The 18,329-nt window shown below is 72.6% G+C and carries 12 protein-coding genes and 1 pseudogene; 1 reads left to right on the top strand and 12 read right to left on the bottom strand.

Going from position 1 to position 18,329, the window contains the following annotated elements; all coding sequences use genetic code 11:
- Positions 1 to 31 precede the first annotated feature (31 nt).
- The 9 genes from ACZ6B1_RS19640 to bldG form a co-directional block, all read right to left on the bottom strand.
- Positions 32 to 1,237, bottom strand: a complete 1,206-nt coding sequence (locus ACZ6B1_RS19640) for a DNA polymerase III subunit delta' (RefSeq protein ID WP_468779963.1) — start codon at positions 1,235 to 1,237, stop codon at positions 32 to 34.
- 170 nt (positions 1,238 to 1,407) lie between these two features.
- Positions 1,408 to 4,716: a dTMP kinase gene (gene tmk / locus ACZ6B1_RS19635; RefSeq protein WP_468779962.1), complete on the bottom strand. Its 3,309-nt coding sequence runs from the start codon at positions 4,714 to 4,716 to the stop codon at positions 1,408 to 1,410.
- A gap of 168 nt (positions 4,717 to 4,884) precedes the next feature.
- Positions 4,885 to 7,752, bottom strand: coding sequence for a type I DNA topoisomerase (gene topA, locus ACZ6B1_RS19630; RefSeq protein WP_468779960.1), 2,868 nt, complete (start codon positions 7,750 to 7,752; stop codon positions 4,885 to 4,887).
- A 258-nt stretch (positions 7,753 to 8,010) separates the two neighbouring features.
- Positions 8,011 to 8,208 carry a hypothetical protein gene (locus ACZ6B1_RS19625; protein ID WP_468779958.1) on the bottom strand — a complete coding sequence of 66 codons (198 nt, stop codon included), beginning with the start codon at positions 8,206 to 8,208 and terminating at the stop codon, positions 8,011 to 8,013.
- A 284-nt stretch (positions 8,209 to 8,492) separates the two neighbouring features.
- Positions 8,493 to 10,043 carry a DUF7059 domain-containing protein gene (locus tag ACZ6B1_RS19620; RefSeq protein ID WP_468779956.1) on the bottom strand — a complete coding sequence of 517 codons (1,551 nt, stop codon included), beginning with the start codon at positions 10,041 to 10,043 and terminating at the stop codon, positions 8,493 to 8,495.
- 146 nt (positions 10,044 to 10,189) lie between these two features.
- Positions 10,190 to 10,795 (bottom strand): small secreted protein, encoded by a 606-nt coding sequence (locus ACZ6B1_RS19615; RefSeq protein WP_468779954.1) that lies wholly within the window; start codon positions 10,793 to 10,795, stop codon positions 10,190 to 10,192.
- A 213-nt stretch (positions 10,796 to 11,008) separates the two neighbouring features.
- Complete coding sequence (locus ACZ6B1_RS19610) at positions 11,009 to 13,414, bottom strand: sodium-translocating pyrophosphatase (RefSeq protein ID WP_468779952.1); 2,406 nt, start codon at positions 13,412 to 13,414, stop codon at positions 11,009 to 11,011.
- A gap of 318 nt (positions 13,415 to 13,732) precedes the next feature.
- Positions 13,733 to 14,170: an ATP-binding protein gene (locus tag ACZ6B1_RS19605; RefSeq protein ID WP_250401325.1), complete on the bottom strand. Its 438-nt coding sequence runs from the start codon at positions 14,168 to 14,170 to the stop codon at positions 13,733 to 13,735.
- A 155-nt stretch (positions 14,171 to 14,325) separates the two neighbouring features.
- The gene (bldG, locus tag ACZ6B1_RS19600) at positions 14,326 to 14,667 is read right to left on the bottom strand and encodes an anti-sigma factor antagonist BldG (protein WP_010986038.1); all 342 of its coding nucleotides are present in this window, start codon (positions 14,665 to 14,667) and stop codon (positions 14,326 to 14,328) included.
- A gap of 80 nt (positions 14,668 to 14,747) precedes the next feature.
- Between bldG and ACZ6B1_RS19595 the strand changes: the two genes are divergently transcribed.
- Positions 14,748 to 17,231 carry a DEAD/DEAH box helicase gene (locus ACZ6B1_RS19595; protein WP_468779949.1) on the top strand — a complete coding sequence of 828 codons (2,484 nt, stop codon included), beginning with the start codon at positions 14,748 to 14,750 and terminating at the stop codon, positions 17,229 to 17,231.
- Positions 17,232 to 17,260: 29 nt separating this feature from the next.
- Here the strand turns inward: ACZ6B1_RS19595 and ACZ6B1_RS19590 are convergent, their stop codons facing one another.
- The 3 genes and pseudogenes from ACZ6B1_RS19590 to ACZ6B1_RS19580 all read right to left on the bottom strand — a co-directional run bounded on the left by ACZ6B1_RS19590 (position 17,261) and on the right by ACZ6B1_RS19580 (position 18,307).
- The gene (locus ACZ6B1_RS19590) at positions 17,261 to 17,671 is read right to left on the bottom strand and encodes an Rv3654c family TadE-like protein (protein ID WP_468779947.1); all 411 of its coding nucleotides are present in this window, start codon (positions 17,669 to 17,671) and stop codon (positions 17,261 to 17,263) included.
- Positions 17,672 to 17,820: 149 nt separating this feature from the next.
- Positions 17,821 to 18,147: pseudogene (locus tag ACZ6B1_RS19585) on the bottom strand (TadE family type IV pilus minor pilin); the annotation flags it as partial.
- A 22-nt stretch (positions 18,148 to 18,169) separates the two neighbouring features.
- Positions 18,170 to 18,307, bottom strand: coding sequence for a DUF4244 domain-containing protein (locus ACZ6B1_RS19580; RefSeq protein WP_358933122.1), 138 nt, complete (start codon positions 18,305 to 18,307; stop codon positions 18,170 to 18,172).
- Positions 18,308 to 18,329: the final 22 nt, after the last annotated feature.

Here is an 18,329-nt window from a genome sequence, read left to right as displayed (position 1 = left end):
GACGGCGTCCGTCAACCACGGTACGTCCGGCTCACCCCGCCCGCAGTGCCATCGTCATCGCCTCCACCGCGAGCAGCGGCGCCACGTTGCGGTCCAGGGCCTCACGGCAGGCGGCGATCGCCTCGATGCGGCGCAGTGTGGACTCCGGGCTGCTGCCGCGGGCCAGCCGGTCCAGGGCGTCCTCGGTGTCGCCGTTGGCGATCGCGACCCGGGAGCCGAGCTGGAGGGCCAGGACGTCGCGGTAGAAGCCGGTGAGATCGCCGAGGGCGACGTCGAGGCTGTCGCGCTGGGTGCGGGTTCTGCGGCGCTTCTGCATCTCCTCGAGGTCCTTCACGGCGCCCGCCGTGCCGCGCGGCAGCCGGCCGCCCTGGGCCGCGCCCAGAGCGGCCTTCAATTCCTCGGTCTCCTTGCCGTCCATCTCCTCGGCGAGCTGCTTGGCGTCCTCGGCGGCCGCGTCGACCAGTTCCTGGGCCGCTCTGAGGCAGGCCCCGATCTCGTCCAGCCGCAGCGGGAGTCTGAGCACGGCGGCCCGGCGCTCGCGGGCCGCGGGGTCGGTGGCCAGGCGCCGGGCCCGGTCGACATGGCCCTGCGTGGCGCGCGCGGCGGCCATGGCGGCCCCGGGTTCGATGCCGTCGCGGCGTACGAGCATGTCGGCGACGGCTTCGACCGAGGGCGTGCGCAGGTTCAGGTGGCGGCAGCGGGAGCGGATCGTGGGCAGGACGTCCTCGACCGAGGGGGCGCACAGCAGCCACACCGTGCGGGGCGCGGGCTCCTCAACGGCCTTGAGGACGGCGTTCGCCGACTTCTCGTTGAGCCGCTCGGCGTCCTCGACCAGGATGATCTGCCAGCGGCCGTTGGCCGGGGCGGTGTACGACTTGCGGACCGTGTCCCGCATGTCCCTCACCAGGATCTCGGCGCCCACGGCGGCGACCGTGCTGACATCGGCGTGGGTGCCGAGCAGCGCGGTGTGACAGCCGTCGCAGAAACCGCAGCCCGGGGCGCCGCCGAGGGCCCGGTCGGGGCTCACGCACTGCAGGGCCGCGGCGAAGGCCCGTGCCGCCTGGTTCCGGCCGGCTCCGGGCGGGCCGGTGAACAGCCACGCGTGCGTCATCCTCGACGCCTCCGGCGGCGGCCGGTCCGTGGCGGCGGCCGTGACGAGGGCGTCGGCGTCCCGCGCGGCGCCGTCGAGCACCGCGCTCACCTTGTCCTGTCCGACGAGGTCGTCCCACACGGTCATGGGTCACGCCGTCCTTCCGTCACACTCCGCGTTCCGCCCTCCATTGTGCGGGCGGGCACTGACAACGACGGCGGCGCCCGCCGGTACCCCGTGGGGTCCGGCGGGCGCCGCCCGGTGTTCCTCGCTCGGCGCGCCCGTGCGCCCGTTCGGTGTGCCCTCGGCGTGCGCGCTCAGCCGCGCCGGCCGCGGCCGCGCCGCCGGCGGGGCTCGTCGTCGCCGGACTCGTCCCGCTCCGGCTCCCGGTCGCCGTAGGACCCGAGCAGTTCGTCCGCCAGCGAGGGCAGGTCGTCCAGCGGGGTCTCCTCGGCCCAGTCGGACCGGGGGCGGCGACGGGGCGTGCCGTCGGCGTCGATCTGCGGCATCTCCCGCGTGCGGTCCTCGCCGCCGCCGGGACGGGTGGCGCTCCGCCCGTCCCGGGAGTCGTCCCGGAAGTAGCCGGGCGGCACCCGGTGCGCGGGGTCTTCGTCCCGGACCGGCGGCAGCACGGCGGTCTCGTCGGCGGCACCGGACGGCACGGGCGGCAGTACGGCCGTCTCGTCGGCGGACACGGGCGGGAGCACGGCCGTCTCGTCCGCGGCGCCTGAGGGGGCCGGCGGCTGCGGCAGCTCGGCCGTCACCTCGGAGTCGGGGGTGCGGCCGGCCGTGCGCGCGTCCTCGGCGCGCTCCTCGCGCACCGGCCGCAGCACCGCCGTCTCGTCGTTGCCCGGCGAGAGCACGGGCGTGGGCACCGTCTCAGCCGCCCCCGGCGAGACCACCGGCGTCGCCACGGTCGCCGCGTCGGGCGTCATGCCCGGCACCTTCGGCTGCGGCGTGCCGGGCCGGCGGGCCGCGGTGTCGGCCGCGGCGGCCGCCTCGGCTGCCTGCCGGCGGGCCTCCTCGGCGCGCAGCAGCGCCTCCTCGGCCTTGCGCTGCTTGTCCAGGCGCCGTGCCTCTTCCTCGGCACGCAGCCGGGCCTGCCGCGCTTCCTCGTCGGCGCGCAGCCGGGCCTCCTCCTCGGCCTGCCGGCGCCGGCGTTCTTCCTCGGCCCGGCGGCGGGCCTCCTCCTCGGCGCGGGCCTTCTCCTCGGCGAGCAGCCGCTGCCGCTCCTCCTCGGCCCTGCGGGCGGCCTCCTCGGCCCGCTGCCGGGCCTCCTCCGCCTGCCGTTCGGCCTCGCGGCGCTGCGCCTCCTCCAGCTCGCGGCGCTTGCGCTCCTCCTCCTCGGCACGCAGCTTGGCGAGCTGCTCCTGGCGCTCACGCTCCAGGCGCTCCTCCTCGGCCTTGCGCGCGGCCTCCTCCTCGGCCTTGCGGCGCGCTTCCTCCTCGGCCTTCCTCCGCGCCTCCTCCTGGGCCTTGATCTCGGCCTCGGACAGCGGCAGCACGGTGTCGAGCCGGTGCCGGATCACGGTGGTGACGGCCTCGGGCTCCTGCCCGGCGTCCACGACCAGGTAGCGACCGGGGTCGGAGGCGGCGAGGGTGAGGAAACCGGCCCGCACGCGCGCGTGGAACTCGGCCGGCTCCGACTCGAGCCGGTCGGGGGCCTCGGTGAACCGCTCGCGGGCGGCCTCCGGCGAGACGTCCAGCAGGACGGTGAGGTGCGGGACGAGTCCGTTGGTGGCCCACCGGTTGATGCGGGCGACCTCGGTCGGGGACAGGTCGCGGCCGGCGCCCTGGTAGGCGACGGACGAGTCGATGTACCGGTCCGAGATGACGACCGCGCCGCGCTCCAGGGCGGGCCGTACGACGGTGTCGACGTGCTCGGCGCGGTCGGCCGCGTACAGCAGCGCCTCCGCGCGGTGCGACAGGCCGGCCGAGGAGACGTCCAGCAGGATCGAGCGCAGCCGCTTGCCGACCGGGGTGGCGCCCGGCTCGCGGGTCAGCACGACCTCGTGGCCCTTGGCCCGGATCCACTCCGCGAGGGCCTCGGCCTGGGTGGACTTGCCGGCGCCGTCGCCACCCTCCAGGGCGATGAAGAAACCGCCCGCCGCCTGGGTGGTGACCGGGTCGTCGCCGCCGAGCAGCGCGTCCCTGAGGTCGTGCCGCAGCGGGACGCCGGAGCGGTCGTCGGCCTTGGCCAGGACGATCACGGCCACCGGCAGCAGCAGTGCGCCGACCAGCATCAGGGTGAACGAGGCACCGCCGTGCGCGAAGACGAACTTGCCGTTCTCCAGCCGGTGCGGGCCGATGAGCCCCGCGACGACGGGAGCGATCAGGGCGCCGAGCGCTATGAAGACCCGCACGACCGCGTGCAGGTGCTCGGTGGTGCGCGCCCTGCGGTACTCCTCGGTCTCCTGGTCCAGCAGGGCGTGCCCGGTGTTGGCGGCGATGCCCGCGCCGACACCGGCCAGCGTGACGATCAGCAGCACGGTGGTGACGTCCGGGACCAGCCCGGCGGCCAGCAGCGCGATGCCGGTGAAGGCGATGGCGAGCGCGAGGAGCCGGCGGCGCGAGAGCGACGGCAGCACCGAGGGCGCGGTGCGGATGCCGACGGCGGTACCGCCGGTCAGGCCGAGGACCAGAAGCCCGTAGAGGACCGGGCCGCCGCCCAGGTCCCTGGCGTGCAGCACGCACACCGCGACGGCGGCGGCGATGGCTCCGGCGACGGCGGCGCAGGCCGGGACCAGCAGCGGGATGGCGCCGGTGCGGCCCTTGTCGACACCGGTGCCGGTGCGCGGGCGGCGCAGCCCCTCCAGCGGGGACCGCGCGCGCGGGGTGCGCGTGCCGGGCAGCTCCAGGGAGGTCAGCACGGACAGGGACGCGGCGAACAGGCCGGCCGCGACGTAGGAGCCGAGGGCCGCCTGGTGCTGGTCGAACCAGGCCACGCCGGTGCCGAGCAGGTTGTTCAGCAGGGCGGCGGCGACCAGGACGGCGGCGGCCAGCGGGACGGCCAGGAAGGCGGTGCGCAGCGCGAGCCGGCGCAGGGCGTCCAGGTGGTCCGGCAGCGGCCGCACCGTCGCTCCCTCCGGGGGCGGGGCGGGCAGCAGGGCGGGCGCCGCGCTCTCCCGGCACACCGTCCACAGCCGCTCGGCGACGCCGGTGACGAAGACGGTCACCAGCAGGACGGCGAGCGCGTTGTCCGGGATCCAGTCGATCCACAGCGGCGCGACGATCAGCAGCGCGGCCCGCAGGCCGTCGGCGCCGACCATGGTCCAGCGGCGGTCGAGCGGGCCCTCCTGGGCGGTGAGCGCTGTCAGCGGACCGAGGAGGACGGCGCCGAAGAGCACGGTGGCGAGGATGCGTGCCGCGAAGACGGTCGCCACTGCGAACGCCGCGCCCCGGTACCCCCCGCCGAAGGAGCCCTCGGCGACGGCCGTCTGGAGGACCAGGACGATCAGCACGAGAAGGGCGAGACAGTCACCGACACCGCTCACGAGCTGCGCGCTCCACAGGCGCTTCACCTGCGGTCGGCGCAGCAGTGAGCGGACGGCGCGCTCGCGGGAGTCCGCGACCAGGGCGTCGTCCGGTGCTGGCGTGGGGGCCGTAGGCTGCTCGGCTCGCGTCATGCGTTCAGCCTATCCGCAGGCGCCGACACCACACCCACCACTCCTGACGTGTGCACGCCCCGACATCGAAGTGATGCCGGGGCGTTCGTTTCGCGAAGCCTGAGCCGGAGCTGCGGCCGGGACCGGGGCCGGCCGGAGTGACGGTCCGGCCGACGGCCCGGCGGGGTGTCAGTCCTCCGTGCCCGAGGCCGTCGCCTTCGAGGCCGTCGCCTTCTTCGCGGTCGTCTTCTTGGCCGTGGTCTTCTTCGCGGTGGTCTTCGCGGCCGCCGCCGTCTTCTTCGCCGCCGTCTTCTTGGCGGTCGTCTTCTTCGCGGGAGCGGCCTTCTTCGCGGTGGCCTTCTTCGCCGTCTTCTTCGCGGGGCCCTTCGCCCGCTTCTCGGCGAGCAGCTCGAAGCCGCGCTCCGGGGTGATCGTCTCGACGCTGTCGCCGGAGCGCAGCGTCGCGTTGGTCTCCCCGTCGGTGACGTACGGCCCGAAGCGGCCGTCCTTCACCACGACCGGCTTGCCGGAGACCGGGTCCTCGCCCAGCTCCTTCAGCGGGGGCTTGGCGGCGGCCCGGCCACGCTGCTTCGGCTGGGCGTAGATCGCCAGCGCCTCTTCCAGCGTGATCGTGAAGAGCTGCTCCTCGGCCTGCAGCGAGCGCGAGTCCGTGCCCTTCTTCAGGTACGGGCCGTAGCGGCCGTTCTGCGCGGTGATCTCCACGCCCTCCGCGTCCGCGCCGACGACACGCGGCAGCGACATCAGCCGCAGCGCGTCGTCGAGGGTCACCGTGTCCAGCGACATCGACTTGAAGAGGGAGGCCGTCCGCGGCTTCACCGCGTTCTTGCCGGTCTTCGGCGTGCCCTCGGGGAGCACCTCGGTCACGTAGGGGCCGTAGCGGCCGTCCTTGGCGACGATCTGGTGGCCGCTCACCGGGTCGGTGCCCAGCTCGAAGTCGCCGCTGGGCTTGGCCAGCAGTTCCTCGGCCAGGTCGACGGTCAGCTCGTCGGGCGCCAGGTCGGCCGGGATGTCGGCGCGCTGGTGCTGCTCGGTGTCCTTCTCGCCGCGCTCGATGTAGGGGCCGTAGCGGCCCACCCGGAGCACGATCTCGTTGCCCACCGGGAAGGACGACACCTCGCGCGCGTCGATCGCGCCCAGGTCGGTCACCAGCTCCTTGAGGCCGCCGAGGTGGTCCCCGTCGCCGTTGCCGGCGTCGGCGGCGCCGCCCGTGGCGCCCGCGGCGAAGCCGCTGTCCGGCACGGTCTCACCGAAGTAGAACCGCTTAAGCCACGGCACGGCACGCGCCTCACCGCGGGCGATGCGGTCGAGGTCGTCCTCCATCCGCGCGGTGAAGTCGTAGTCGACGAGCCGGCCGAAGTGCTTCTCCAGCAGGTTGACCACGGCGAAGGACAGGAAGGAGGGCACCAGGGCCGTGCCCTTCTTGAACACGTAGCCGCGGTCGAGGATCGTGCCGATGATCGACGCGTACGTCGACGGGCGGCCGATCTCCCGCTCCTCGAGCTCCTTGACCAGGCTGGCCTCGGTGTAGCGGGCCGGGGGCTTGGTGGCGTGGCCGTCGACCGTGATCTCCTCGGCGGACAGCGCGTCGCCCTCGGCGACCTGCGGCAGCCGGCGCTCGCGGTCGTCCAGCTCGGCGTTCGGGTCGTCGGCGCCCTCGACGTAGGCCTTGAGGAAACCGTGGAAGGTGATCGTCTTGCCGGACGCGCTGAACTCGACGTCCCGCCCGTCGGCGGCGGCGCCACCGATCTTCACGGTCACGCTGTTCCCGGTCGCGTCCTTCATCTGGGAGGCGACGGTCCGCTTCCAGATCAGCTCGTAGAGCTTGAACTGGTCACCGGTCAGGCCGGTCTCGGCCGGGGTGCGGAAACGATCACCCGAGGGCCGGATCGCCTCGTGCGCCTCTTGCGCGTTCTTGACCTTCCCGGCGTACGTACGCGGCCGGTCCGGCAGGTAGTCGGCGCCGTACAGCTGCGTGACCTGGGCGCGGGCGGCCGCGACGGCGGTGTCGCTCAGCGTCGTGGAGTCCGTACGCATGTACGTGATGTAGCCGTTCTCGTACAGCTTCTGGGCGACCTGCATCGTCGCCTTCGCGCCGAAGCCCAGCTTGCGGCTGGCCTCCTGCTGCAGCGTCGTCGTACGGAACGGGGCGTACGGCGAGCGGCGGTACGGCTTGGACTCGACGGAGCGCACGGAGAAGCGGGTGTTCTCCAGCGCGGCGGCGAGGGCCCGGGCGTTCGCCTCGTCGAGGTGCAGGGTGTTCGCGCCCTTGAGCTGTCCCAGGGAGTCGAAGTCGCGGCCCTGCGCGACCCGCCTGCCGTCGACGGTCTGCAGGCGGGCGACCAGCGTCGACGGGTCCGACGGGTCTCCGGCGCGGCCGGTCGCGAAGGTGCCCGTCAGGTCCCAGTACTCGGCGGAACGGAAGGCGATGCGCTCGCGTTCACGCTCCACGACGAGCCGGGTCGCGACGGACTGGACACGGCCGGCCGACAGACGCGGCATGACCTTCTTCCACAGGACCGGCGAGACCTCGTAGCCGTAGAGGCGGTCGAGGATGCGGCGGGTCTCCTGGGCGTCGACCATGCGCTGGTTGAGGTCGCGCGGGTTGGCGACGGCCTCGCGGATCGCGTCCTTGGTGATCTCGTGGAAGACCATCCGCTTGACCGGGACCTTGGGCTTCAGGACCTCGAGGAGGTGCCACGCGATGGCCTCGCCCTCGCGGTCCTCATCGGTGGCGAGGAAGAGCTCGTCGGAGTCCTTCAGCAGGTCCTTGAGCTTCCTGACCTGCGCCTTCTTGTCCGCGTTGACGACATAGATCGGCTCGAAGTCGTGCTCGACGTCCACGCCGAGCCGGCGCACCTCGCCGGTGTACTTCTCGGGTACCTCCGCGGCACCGTTCGGAAGGTCGCGGATGTGCCCGACGCTCGCTTCGACTACGTAGCCGGGGCCCAGGTAGCCCTTGATCGTCTTCGCCTTGGCAGGCGACTCGACGATGACGAGTCGGCGGCCGCCCTGTGCGGTCTCGCTGGTCGGGGACAACTTCGCTCTTCTCTCCGGTCGACGCCGCCCGCTCCCCCCGGCCTTCGTCCCGGGGTCACGGCGTGCTTCTGGCTCGTGTGACGCTGCGGAGTGTGACGGTACATCCCGCCCCCGTGTCAAACGGGAAAAGCCCACAACGGCCACTCGAACGGTAACCCGACTACCGGCATTCCTGCCGCCCGGACTCCACGGCGACCCCCGCTCCCCTGTCCGGAGCGTGACGCTCCTATTACCGGGGCGGCACCACGGCCGCCGACGTCAGAGGCGGGTCAGACAGTACGCGGCGAGGCCCAGCGCGACCACTCCGACGGCACCGGCGAGGGTGGCCGATGCGACCGGGCTCACACCTCGGGCGACCGGCTCACGGTGCCGTACCCGGGTGCCGGTCCACACCAGCAGGGCGCCCCCGAACAGGGCGAACACCACTCCCGCGAAGATCGCCGGTCCGCTCTCCATGACCCCGCCCGCCCCTTACGCGCCGCCCGCCGTACCCAGCGCGGGGAGGGTGGCACGCGCGGGAGACGGGCCGGCGACATCGCGGTGAACGGAAGGCCACGGCGCCTGCGAACCCGCGCACGAGCGGGACCCGGCCGGGCCGCACCCGTATTTTTCCGGCCGTTTTACCGGCACCGGCACGTTCCGGCCCGTGCCACCGGCATACGACGACGGTCCGGACGCGGCTACGACGGCTCGGGGAGCGGGGATACGGCAGCGGGGCGCGTGGACGTGACCGCGCTCCGTCAGGGCTGCTGAGCCGCCCCCGCGTCCGGCTGGTGCTCCGGTTCCAGGAAGCCCTGCTCGACCAGCAGCCGGATCTGGGAGGGGGTGCGGTCGCGCAGCAGGACCGGGTCCTCACCGACGAGCTGGGCGATCGCGTCGAGAATGCGGCCGGCGCTCAGCGTGCCGTCGCACACGCCCGCGAAGCCCGCGCCGATCGTGTCCACCTTCGTGGCCCGGCGCATACCGCGGTGCTGGCGCAGCACCACATGCTCGGGGTCCTCGGCGCCGGGCAGCCCGACCTGTTCCTGGACCACCTCGGCGGTCAGCCTGAAATGGCCTTCGAGCAGGGCGGCGTCGTCGTGGTCCCGGAGGTAGTCGAGGCGGTCGAAGTGCGCCCGGATCGCCTCCCCGAGCGGCTGTTCGATCGAGTGCGGCCACTCCTCCACGGTGACCGAGGGCTCCGCCGCCCCGGTCCTGCGCAGGGTGATCCAGCCGAAGCCGACCGCCTTGACCTTGCGCGCCTCGAACTCGTCGAGCCAGGCGTCGTAGCGCGCCTGGTACTCCGCCGGGTCACCGCGGTGGTCGCCGGCGTCCCTGAGCCACAGTTCGGCGTACTGCGTGACGTCCTGCACCTCGCGCTGCACGATCCAGGCATCGCACCCGCGCGGCACCCACGACCTGAGTCTGTCCTGCCAGTCCTCCCCCGCGACGTGCTGCCAGTTGGCGAGGAACTGCGCGAACCCGCCCTCGTTGAGCCGTTCCCCCGCCTGCTGAACGAGCGAGCGGCACAGATCGTCCCCGCCCATGCCACCGTCGCGGTACGTCAGCCGCGCGCCGGGCGAGATCACGAAGGGCGGGTTGGACACGATCAGGTCGAACGTCTCGTCGTCGCGGACCGGCTCGAACAGCGAGCCCTCGCGCAGGTCGGCGGCGGGCGCTCCGGAGAGCGCGAGGGTGAGCGCGGTGATGTGCAGCGCGCGCGGGTTGACGTCGGTCGCCGTCACGCGCGTGGCGTGCGAGGAGGCGTGCAGTGCCTGGATGCCGGAACCGGTGCCGAGGTCGAGCGCGGAGGCGACGGGGGTGCGCACGGTGATGCCGGCCAGGGTCGTGGAGGCGCCGCCGACGCCCAGGACCACTCCCTCGTCCCGCCGGCCGATGCCGCCCGCGCCGCCGACCGCGCACCCCAGGTCGGACACGATGAACCAGTCCTCACCCGCGGGGCCGCCGTAGGGCCGTACGTCCACGGTCGCGGCGACCTCGTCGCCGGTCACGGACCTGAGCCAGCCGCCCTCCAGCGCCTCCGCGACCGGCAGAACGGCCGCCACGCGGGCGCGCGGCACCGGTTGCTGGAGCAGGAAGAGGCGTACGAGCGTCTCCAGCGGCGTGTCGCCGCGGGTGGCCCGGAGCGCGGGCACGGTCTCGCTGCGGGCCAGCGCCGCGTAGGCGGGGGCGCCGAGCAGATCGAGCAGCCCGTCGGCGGTGAAGGAGGCGGTGAGCAGGGCGTCGCGCAGCGTTGCGGCGACGTCGGGCCGGTCGGTGGCGGGCAGGGGGGCGAGGCCGGAGTCAGTCACGCTCCCATTGTGGCCCGGCGCGGCCGGCCGGGGCCGCCTCCGCGCGGGCGGGCCGGCCGTGTCCGCCGGTCCGCGATGCCTGTCGGGCACCGGGGCCGGCCGCCCACGGACGCCGGCCGCCTGCCCGCGTCCGTCTGTCTGCCGGGTCAGCCGGTCGTGGCCGACGCGGGGGCGGAGCCCGATGCGGCGACCTTGCAGCTCGGCTGCTTGGCGATCGCCTCCTTCACATCGCCCTGCTCCAGCCGCTTCAGCGCCTCCGTGCCGCTGTTGCTCTGCTCGCCGATCTGCTTCGTCTGGTCGGCGACCTCGTGCAGGCCCTTGGCGAACTTGCCCTGGTCCTTGGTGTCGAGTCCGTCGACCTTCTTCTTCAGGTCGCCGTAGGCCGTGGCGAGGCCGGCGAGGTTCTTGGCGGCGTCCTTCTGCCGCTTGGCACCGCCGTCGACCCCGGGAGGCGCTCCGGCGCTGTTGATGGCGGCGGCCAGCCCCTTGTAGCCGTCGGCCATGTCCTGGAAGGCCGACGAGTACGTGCTCTTGGCGGTCTTGGGCGGCAGGTTGCTGTCCGTGGCTATCTTGGCGATCGAGGCGTTCGCCTCCCTGATCTTGGCGTCCTGCCCGGGCACCGCGTCGCACACCGTCTTGGCCCAGGCGACCAGCTTGGGGTCGGGCCCGCTGCCCCCGCTGCCGCTGCATCCCGACAACGCCACTACCAGTACCGCACCGCCGGACAGTGCGGCCGTGAGCTTCTTGTTCACCGGATCGGTCCCTTCCATGGCTCTCGGCCCCCGGAATCTACACGGCATACCGACACCCCCCACATGCCGAAGGCCCCAGAAGTCTGCTTTTGTGATTCTTTGCACCATGGGAGAGAAGGCTCACGGCCGGGGCGGCACCGCACACGCGACGGGCGGGCGGCACGTCAGCACGTGCCGCCCGCCCGCCCGTTGCGCGAGTCCGGTGGAGGCGGACTACGAAACCACCGCCGTGTCCGGTGAGTTGGATACCCGCTCGGCGCTCTCGTCGTCCCCGACGGCGATCCCGCGCCGCTTGGAGACGTACACCGAGACGACGATGACCAGCAGCGCGAGAACCGCGACTCCGATCCGCACGCCGAGGTTCTTGTCGTCGCCGTAGGAGAACTTGATCACCGCGGGTGCGATGAGCAGCGAGACCAGGTTCATGACCTTCAGCAGCGGGTTGATCGCCGGCCCCGCGGTGTCCTTGAAGGGGTCGCCGACCGTGTCGCCGATCACCGTGGCGGCGTGGGCCTCGCTGCCCTTGCCGCCGTAGTGGCCGTCCTCCACCAGCTTCTTGGCGTTGTCCCAGGCACCGCCGGAGTTGGCGAGGAAGACCGCCATCAGGGTGCCCGCGCCGATCGCGCCCGCGAGGTAGGAGCCGAGGGGGCCGACGCCGAGGGTGAAGCCGATGAAGATCGGCGCCATGACGGCGAGCAGACCGGGTGTCGCCAGCTCGCGCAGGGCGTCCTTGGTGCAGATGTCGACGACCTTGCCGTACTCGGGCTTCTCGGTGAAGTCCATGATCCCGGGCTTCTCACGGAACTGCCGCCGCACCTCGAACACCACCGAACCGGCCGAACGCGACACGGCGTTGATGGCGAGTCCGGAGAAGAGGAAGACGACCGCGGCGCCCGCGATGAGGCCGACGAGGTTGTTGGGCTGCGAGATGTCCATCGACAGGGTCATCAGCGAGCCGGGACCGGTGAGCTTCGCGCCGACGTCCTGCACGTTGGTGGTGATGGCGTCCCGGTACGAGCCGAAGAGCGCCGATGCCGCGAGGACGGCGGTGGCGATGGCGATGCCCTTGGTGATGGCCTTGGTGGTGTTGCCGACCGCGTCCAGGTTGGTGAGCACCTGGGCGCCCGCGCCCACGACGTCACCGGACATCTCGGCGATGCCCTGCGCGTTGTCCGAGACCGGCCCGAAGGTGTCCATGGCGACGATCACGCCGACCGTGGTGAGCAGACCCGTGCCGGCCAGGGCCACCGCGAACAGCGCGAGCATGATCGAGGTGCCGCCGAGCAGGAACGCGCCGTACACACCGAGCCCGATGAGCAGGGCGGTGTAGACGGCCGATTCCAGACCCACCGAGATGCCGGAGAGGACGACGGTGGCCGGGCCCGTGAGGGAGGTCTTGCCGATGTCCCTGACCGGGCGACGGGTGGTCTCGGTGAAGTAGCCGGTCAGCTGCTGGATCACGGCGGCGAGCAGGATGCCGATCGCCACCGCCACCAGGGCGAGGATCCGCGGGTCACCGTCCTTGGTGCGGATCGCCGCGTCGGTGACGCCGCTCAGGTCGGAGTACTTCGCGGGCAGGTAGACGAAGACCGCGATCGCGACCAGCGCGAGGGAGATCACCGCCGAGATGAAGAAGCCGCGGTTGATCGCGGTCATGCCACTGCGGTCGGCCCGGCGCGGCGCGACCGCGAAGATGCCGATCATGGCGGTGATCACACCGATCGCGGGCACCAGCAGCGGGAAGGCGAGCCCCGAGTCGCCGAAGGCGGCCTTGCCGAGGATCAGCGCGGCCACCAGGGTGACGGCGTACGACTCGAACAGGTCGGCCGCCATGCCCGCGCAGTCGCCGACGTTGTCGCCCACGTTGTCGGCGATGGTCGCGGCGTTGCGCGGATCGTCCTCCGGAATGCCCTGCTCGACCTTGCCGACCAGGTCGGCGCCGACGTCGGCGGCCTTGGTGAAGATGCCGCCGCCCACTCGCATGAACATGGCGATCAGGGCGGCGCCGAGGCCGAAACCCTCCAGCACCTTCGGCGCGTCGGCCGCGTACACCAGCACCACGCAGGAGGCGCCCAGCAGGCCGAGCCCCACCGTGAACATGCCGACGACGCCGCCCGTGCGAAATGCGATCTTCATCGCGGTGTGCGAGACGGTGGTGAGATCCTTTTCGGGTTCGCCTTCGCCCGGAGTCGCTTCCCGGGCCGCGGCGGCGACGCGCACATTGGCGCGCACGGCGAGCCACATGCCGATATAGCCGGTGGTCGCCGAGAACACCGCACCGATCAGGAAGAACACCGATCGTCCGGCACGCTGATTCCAGTCGTCCGCGGGCAGCAGCAGGAGCAGGAAGAAGACGACGACGGCGAATACGCCGAGCGTGCGCAACTGCCTGGCCAGATACGCCTTGGCACCTTCCTGGACCGCTTCGGCGATCTGCTTCATGCTGTCGGTGCCCTCGCCCGCCGCCAGGACCTGGCGCACCAGGACGCCTGCGACCGCGAGCGCGGCCAGGGCGACGGCCGCGATCACCGCCACGATGATCCGGTTGTCGTCCGTGAGTACCGCGGCCGCGAGGGTTGTGGGGTGGCCAAACTGATGAGGGGTAGAAAGCCCCGCCATTCGTCCTCCTTGACGCTTGGGCTGAGCTCAAGATGTGGACGGATTGTAGGTACCCCGGAGTGATCTAAACAGGGGACGGTAAACGGAATTCGCCTTCTCGCGCTCTTCAGCAAATGATCGAGTTCCCGCCATCGAACCCGAAAGTGGTAATGCCTCAAAGGCATTGACGGCCACATTGATGCTTGATCAAATTATCAGGTATTGATCGTGAATTCTTTCACGATTTTCCCTGGGCACGCCGGCGACAGCACGAAGGGCCCTGCTCAGCAGGGCCCTTCGGTGCGCTGTGCGCGGTGTCGGGACGCGCGGTGCTCGGCTTCAGACGAGCGTGACGGCCGGTGGCGCGGTGGGCCAGCTCATGCGGATCAGCCCGCCGTCCCGGCCCGTGGTGACCTCCACGTCGTCAACGAGACCGCTGATGACCGCGAGGCCCATCTCGTCCTCCTCGGCCTCCACGTCCGCGTCCGCGGCGGCTCCGCCGGCCACCCGCTCGGCGGGAGCGGCGTGCGGGGCCTCGTCGCCGACCTCGATGGAGAACTGTTTCTCGTCTTCGATCAGCGCCACCTTCACAGGTGCCGTGATGGCGTTGCTCTGATGGAGTCCGACGGCACGGGAGCAGGCCTCACCCACGGCGAGGCGCACCTCGTCGAGTACGGCCTCGTCCACTCCGGCCCTGCGCGCCACCGCTGCCGCCACCAGCCGGGCGGTCCGGACGTGCTCGGGCAGCGCGCTGAAGCGGAGTTCGACGGTGGCCATGCATCCCCCTCGCGGCTACGGGCGTGCGGTCCGGGGGCGGGGCCGCCGAGAGCCCGCACCCCCTGCTGTACTACTGGGCCCCGGACCGACCGGCCCGGGGCTGGGCCGACCGATGTCCGGACCGGCGAGCGGTCCGGACCAGGTGGCCGGCCGGGTCAGTCGGTGGCCGCCACCGCTTCCTCGACCGAGGTGTGGATCGGGAACACCTTGGTGAGGCCGGTGATGCGGAAGATCTTCAGAATGCGCTCCTGGTTGCAGACCAGGCGCAGCGAGCCCTCATGGGCACGCACCCGCTTCAGGCCGCCGACCAGCACGCCGAGCCCGGTGGAGTCGAGGAAGTCCACGCCCTCCATGTCGACGACGAGGTGGAAATTCCCGTCGTTCACCAGCTCGACCAACTGCTCGCGCAGCTTGGGCGCGGTGTATACATCGATTTCGCCACCGACCTCGACGACCGTACGATCGCCGACGGTACGGGTCGACAGGGACAGGTCCACGGATCCTCCAGCACCTTGCTATCGAGCGGTCGCCCCTCGGGACACCGGCTTGCGGCCCCCGGGGCGCACCGCCAGCCGCGATGGCATTCAATCACTTACCGGCATGCGTGCACGACGCCTTGGCTCCATTGTCCGTCACGCCGGTGACACACTCGGTGCCGATGGCCAAGAATCACCGATCCGATCGGCCCATGGCGGACCCGGCGTCCCGCCCGTCTCCAGGCACCGTTCTGGACCGGCTCGCCTCCGGGCCGAGCCGATCCGCGCGCATCACTCATACGGAGCACTTGCCCCCGCGTGCGGGTCGGCATGCCGTCTGGCCTGACCGGATTCGCTCCGAGGTGATCGCCGCGGTGCAGGCGTGCGGCATCGAGCACCCGTGGGCCCACCAGGCGCTGGCCGCGGAGCACGCCCTGGACGGCGACTCGGTGGTGGTCGCCACCGGCACCGCCTCCGGCAAGTCCCTCGCCTACCTCGTGCCGGTCCTGTCGACCCTGCTGGACGGCTCCGAGGCTCCGAACGGCCGCGGGGCCACCGCGCTGTACCTGGCGCCCACCAAGGCGCTCGCGGCGGACCAGTGCCGCTCGGTGAAGGAACTTTCACAACCTTTGGCCGGTGCCGTACGCCCAGCCGTGTACGACGGCGACACCCCGTTCGAGGAACGGGAGTGGATCCGCCAGTACGCGAACTACGTCCTCACCAATCCCGACATGCTGCACCGCGGGATACTGCCCTCCCACCCGCGCTGGTCCTCCTTCCTGAAGGCGCTCAAGTACGTCGTCATCGACGAGTGCCACACCTACCGGGGCGTGTTCGGCTCGCACGTCGCCCAGGTACTGCGCCGGCTGCGCCGCCTGTGCGCGCGCTACGGCTCCTCGCCCGTGTTCCTGCTGGCCTCCGCGACCGCCGCCGAGCCCGCCGTGGCCGCCGGCCGGCTCACCGGGCTGCCGGTGGTGGAGGTCGCCGACGACGCCTCCCCGCGCGGCGAGCTGGTCTTCGCCCTGTGGGAGCCCCCGCTCACCGAACTGCACGGCGAGAAGGGTGCACCCGTTCGGCGTACCGCCACCGCCGAGACCGCCGACCTGCTGACCGATCTCACCGTGCAGGGCGTGCGCTCGGTCGCCTTCGTGCGTTCCCGGCGCGGCGCCGAACTGATCTCGGTGATCACCAAGGAGCGCCTGGCCGAGGTCGACCGTTCCCTCGCCCGGCGTGTCGCGGCCTACCGGGGCGGCTACCTCCCCGAGGAGCGCCGTGCCCTGGAACGTGCCCTGCACTCCGGCGAGCTCCTCGGACTCGCCGCCACGACGGCCCTGGAGCTGGGCGTGGACGTCTCGGGCCTGGACGCGGTCCTGATCGCCGGATACCCCGGCACGCGCGCCTCCCTGTGGCAGCAGGCGGGCCGCGCGGGCCGCTCCGGACAGGGCGCCCTGGCGGTGCTGGTGGCCCGCGACGACCCCCTGGACACCTTCCTCGTCCATCATCCCGAGGCCCTGTTCGACCAACCGGTGGAATCGACCGTCCTCGACCCCGACAACCCGTACGTGCTCGCCCCGCACCTGTGCGCCGCCGCGGCGGAGATCCCGCTGACCGAGGACGACCTCGACCTCTTCGGGCCCGCCTGCGCGGAGCTGCTGCCCCAGCTGGAGGCCGCGAAGCTGCTGCGCCGCCGCACCCGGGCCTGGCACTGGACACGCCGGGAGCGGGCCGCCGACCTGACCGACATCCGCGGCGCGGGCGGGCGGCCGGTGCAGGTCGTGGAGGCGGACACGGGCCGTCTGCTCGGCACGGTCGACGCGGGCGCCGCGCACTCCGCGGTGCACGAGGGAGCGGTGCACCTGCACCAGGGCCGCACCTACCTGGTGCGCTCGCTGGACCTGGAGGAATCCGTCGCACTGGTCGAGCAGGCCGACCCGCCGTACTCGACGGTCGCCCGGGACACCACGTCGATCGCCGTCCTGGAGACGGACGTCGAGATCCCCTGGGGCTCCGGCCGGCTCTGCTACGGCTCGGTCGAGGTCACCAACCAGGTGGTCTCCTTCCTGCGCCGACGGCTCATCACGGGTGAAGTGCTCGGTGAGACGAAGCTCGACCTCCCTCCTCGTACGCTGCGCACACGCGCGGTGTGGTGGACGGTCACCGAGGACCAACTGGACGAGGCCCGGATCACCCCGGAGATCCTCGGCGGCTCCCTGCACGCCGCCGAGCACGCCTCGATCGGGATGCTCCCCCTGTTCGCCACCTGCGACCGCTGGGACATCGGCGGGGTGTCGGTTCCGCTGCACCCGGACACCCTCCTGCCGACGGTGTTCGTCTACGACGGCCATCCGGGTGGCGCGGGCTTCGCGGAGCGCGCCTTCCACACCGCCCGCGCCTGGCTCGCCGCGACCCGGGAGGCCATCGCCTCCTGCGAGTGCGAGGCGGGCTGCCCCTCCTGCATCCAGTCCCCCAAGTGCGGCAACGGCAACGACCCGCTGCACAAGAGGGGGGCGGTACGGCTCCTCACGGTGCTGCTGAGGGAAGCTCCCGAGGAGAAGCCCCGGGAGGACTCAGCGGCGCGGGACTGAGGGGCCGGCGCGCTGAGATGCCTTCCGGATCAGGCAGGCGGCCTCGGAGCGGCTGTCCCCGGCGCCGGAGGCAGGGGCCCGGGCGGCCCTGCTCTGGCCCTGACCTCCGCCGCGAACGGCCCGCGCCCCGCGGCCGCGGTGACGTCGGAGGTCTCGCCCGCGATCACGCACCGCACCAGCCGGACGCCCTGGGCCGCCGCCACCCGTTCCGCCCGGGCGCAGGCGCCGGCAGTGCCCTCGGCCCAGTGGTCCGCGGCGGCGAGCGCCGCCAGATCCGCGCCGCCGGCCGCGCGGTGTCTGACCACGACCGCCTGCCCGAGGGCGAGCACGGCGCCGAACACCACACACAGCACGGTGATCACCCCGACGCTCCAGACGGTGGCGGAGCCCCGATCCGAGCCGCGGGCATCGCCGCCGAGTTCGACTCGCCGGCGCCTCATGACCCCGGCTCCCCCACGGGCCCCGCCACCGCGCCCGTGCCCGTGCCCAGACCGGCTCCAACGCCGGCGCGGGTACCGGCACCCGCGCCCACGCCGCCTCCAGCCGCGATCCCCTTGTCGGCACCAGGGCCACTGCCAGCGGGGGCGTCAGTGCCCGTACCGACGGTCTCCTCCGCCGCTGCCACCGCCTCCTCCCGTACCTCGAACGGCAGTCCGGACAGCACCGGCGGTCTGGCCACCACCGTCACCCGCACCTGGCCACCCGAGCGGCCGACCGTGACCCGCGCCCCGCGCGGTGCCGCCTGCCGGGTCACCTCCACCACCGCGTCGGCCGGGTCCTGCCGGGCGGCGGCCCGGGCGCCGGTGCGGGCGGCGTCCACGCACTGGATCTGGGCCGCCACCACGAGCAGCCCCCAGACCAGCGCCATGGTGAACGCCACCAGCACCGACAGCACCACGGCCGACTCCGCGGTCACGAACCCGCGGTCCGACCCCCGCTCACATCCGCGCACTGAGGGCCCGTTTCACGATGGCCTGCAGCTCGGCCTTGACCTGGCCGCTGGTGACGACCTCGTAGAGCAGCAACGCGAATCCGACCGCGGCCACGATCCCCATCGCGTACTCCGAGGTCACCATCCCCCCGTCCGCGCGCCATCGA

Source organism: Streptomyces sp. NPDC041129 (genome assembly GCF_055592265.1).
The sequence above is the reverse complement of the archived record's forward strand: the minus strand, read 5'-3'. Positions and strand labels throughout refer to the sequence as shown.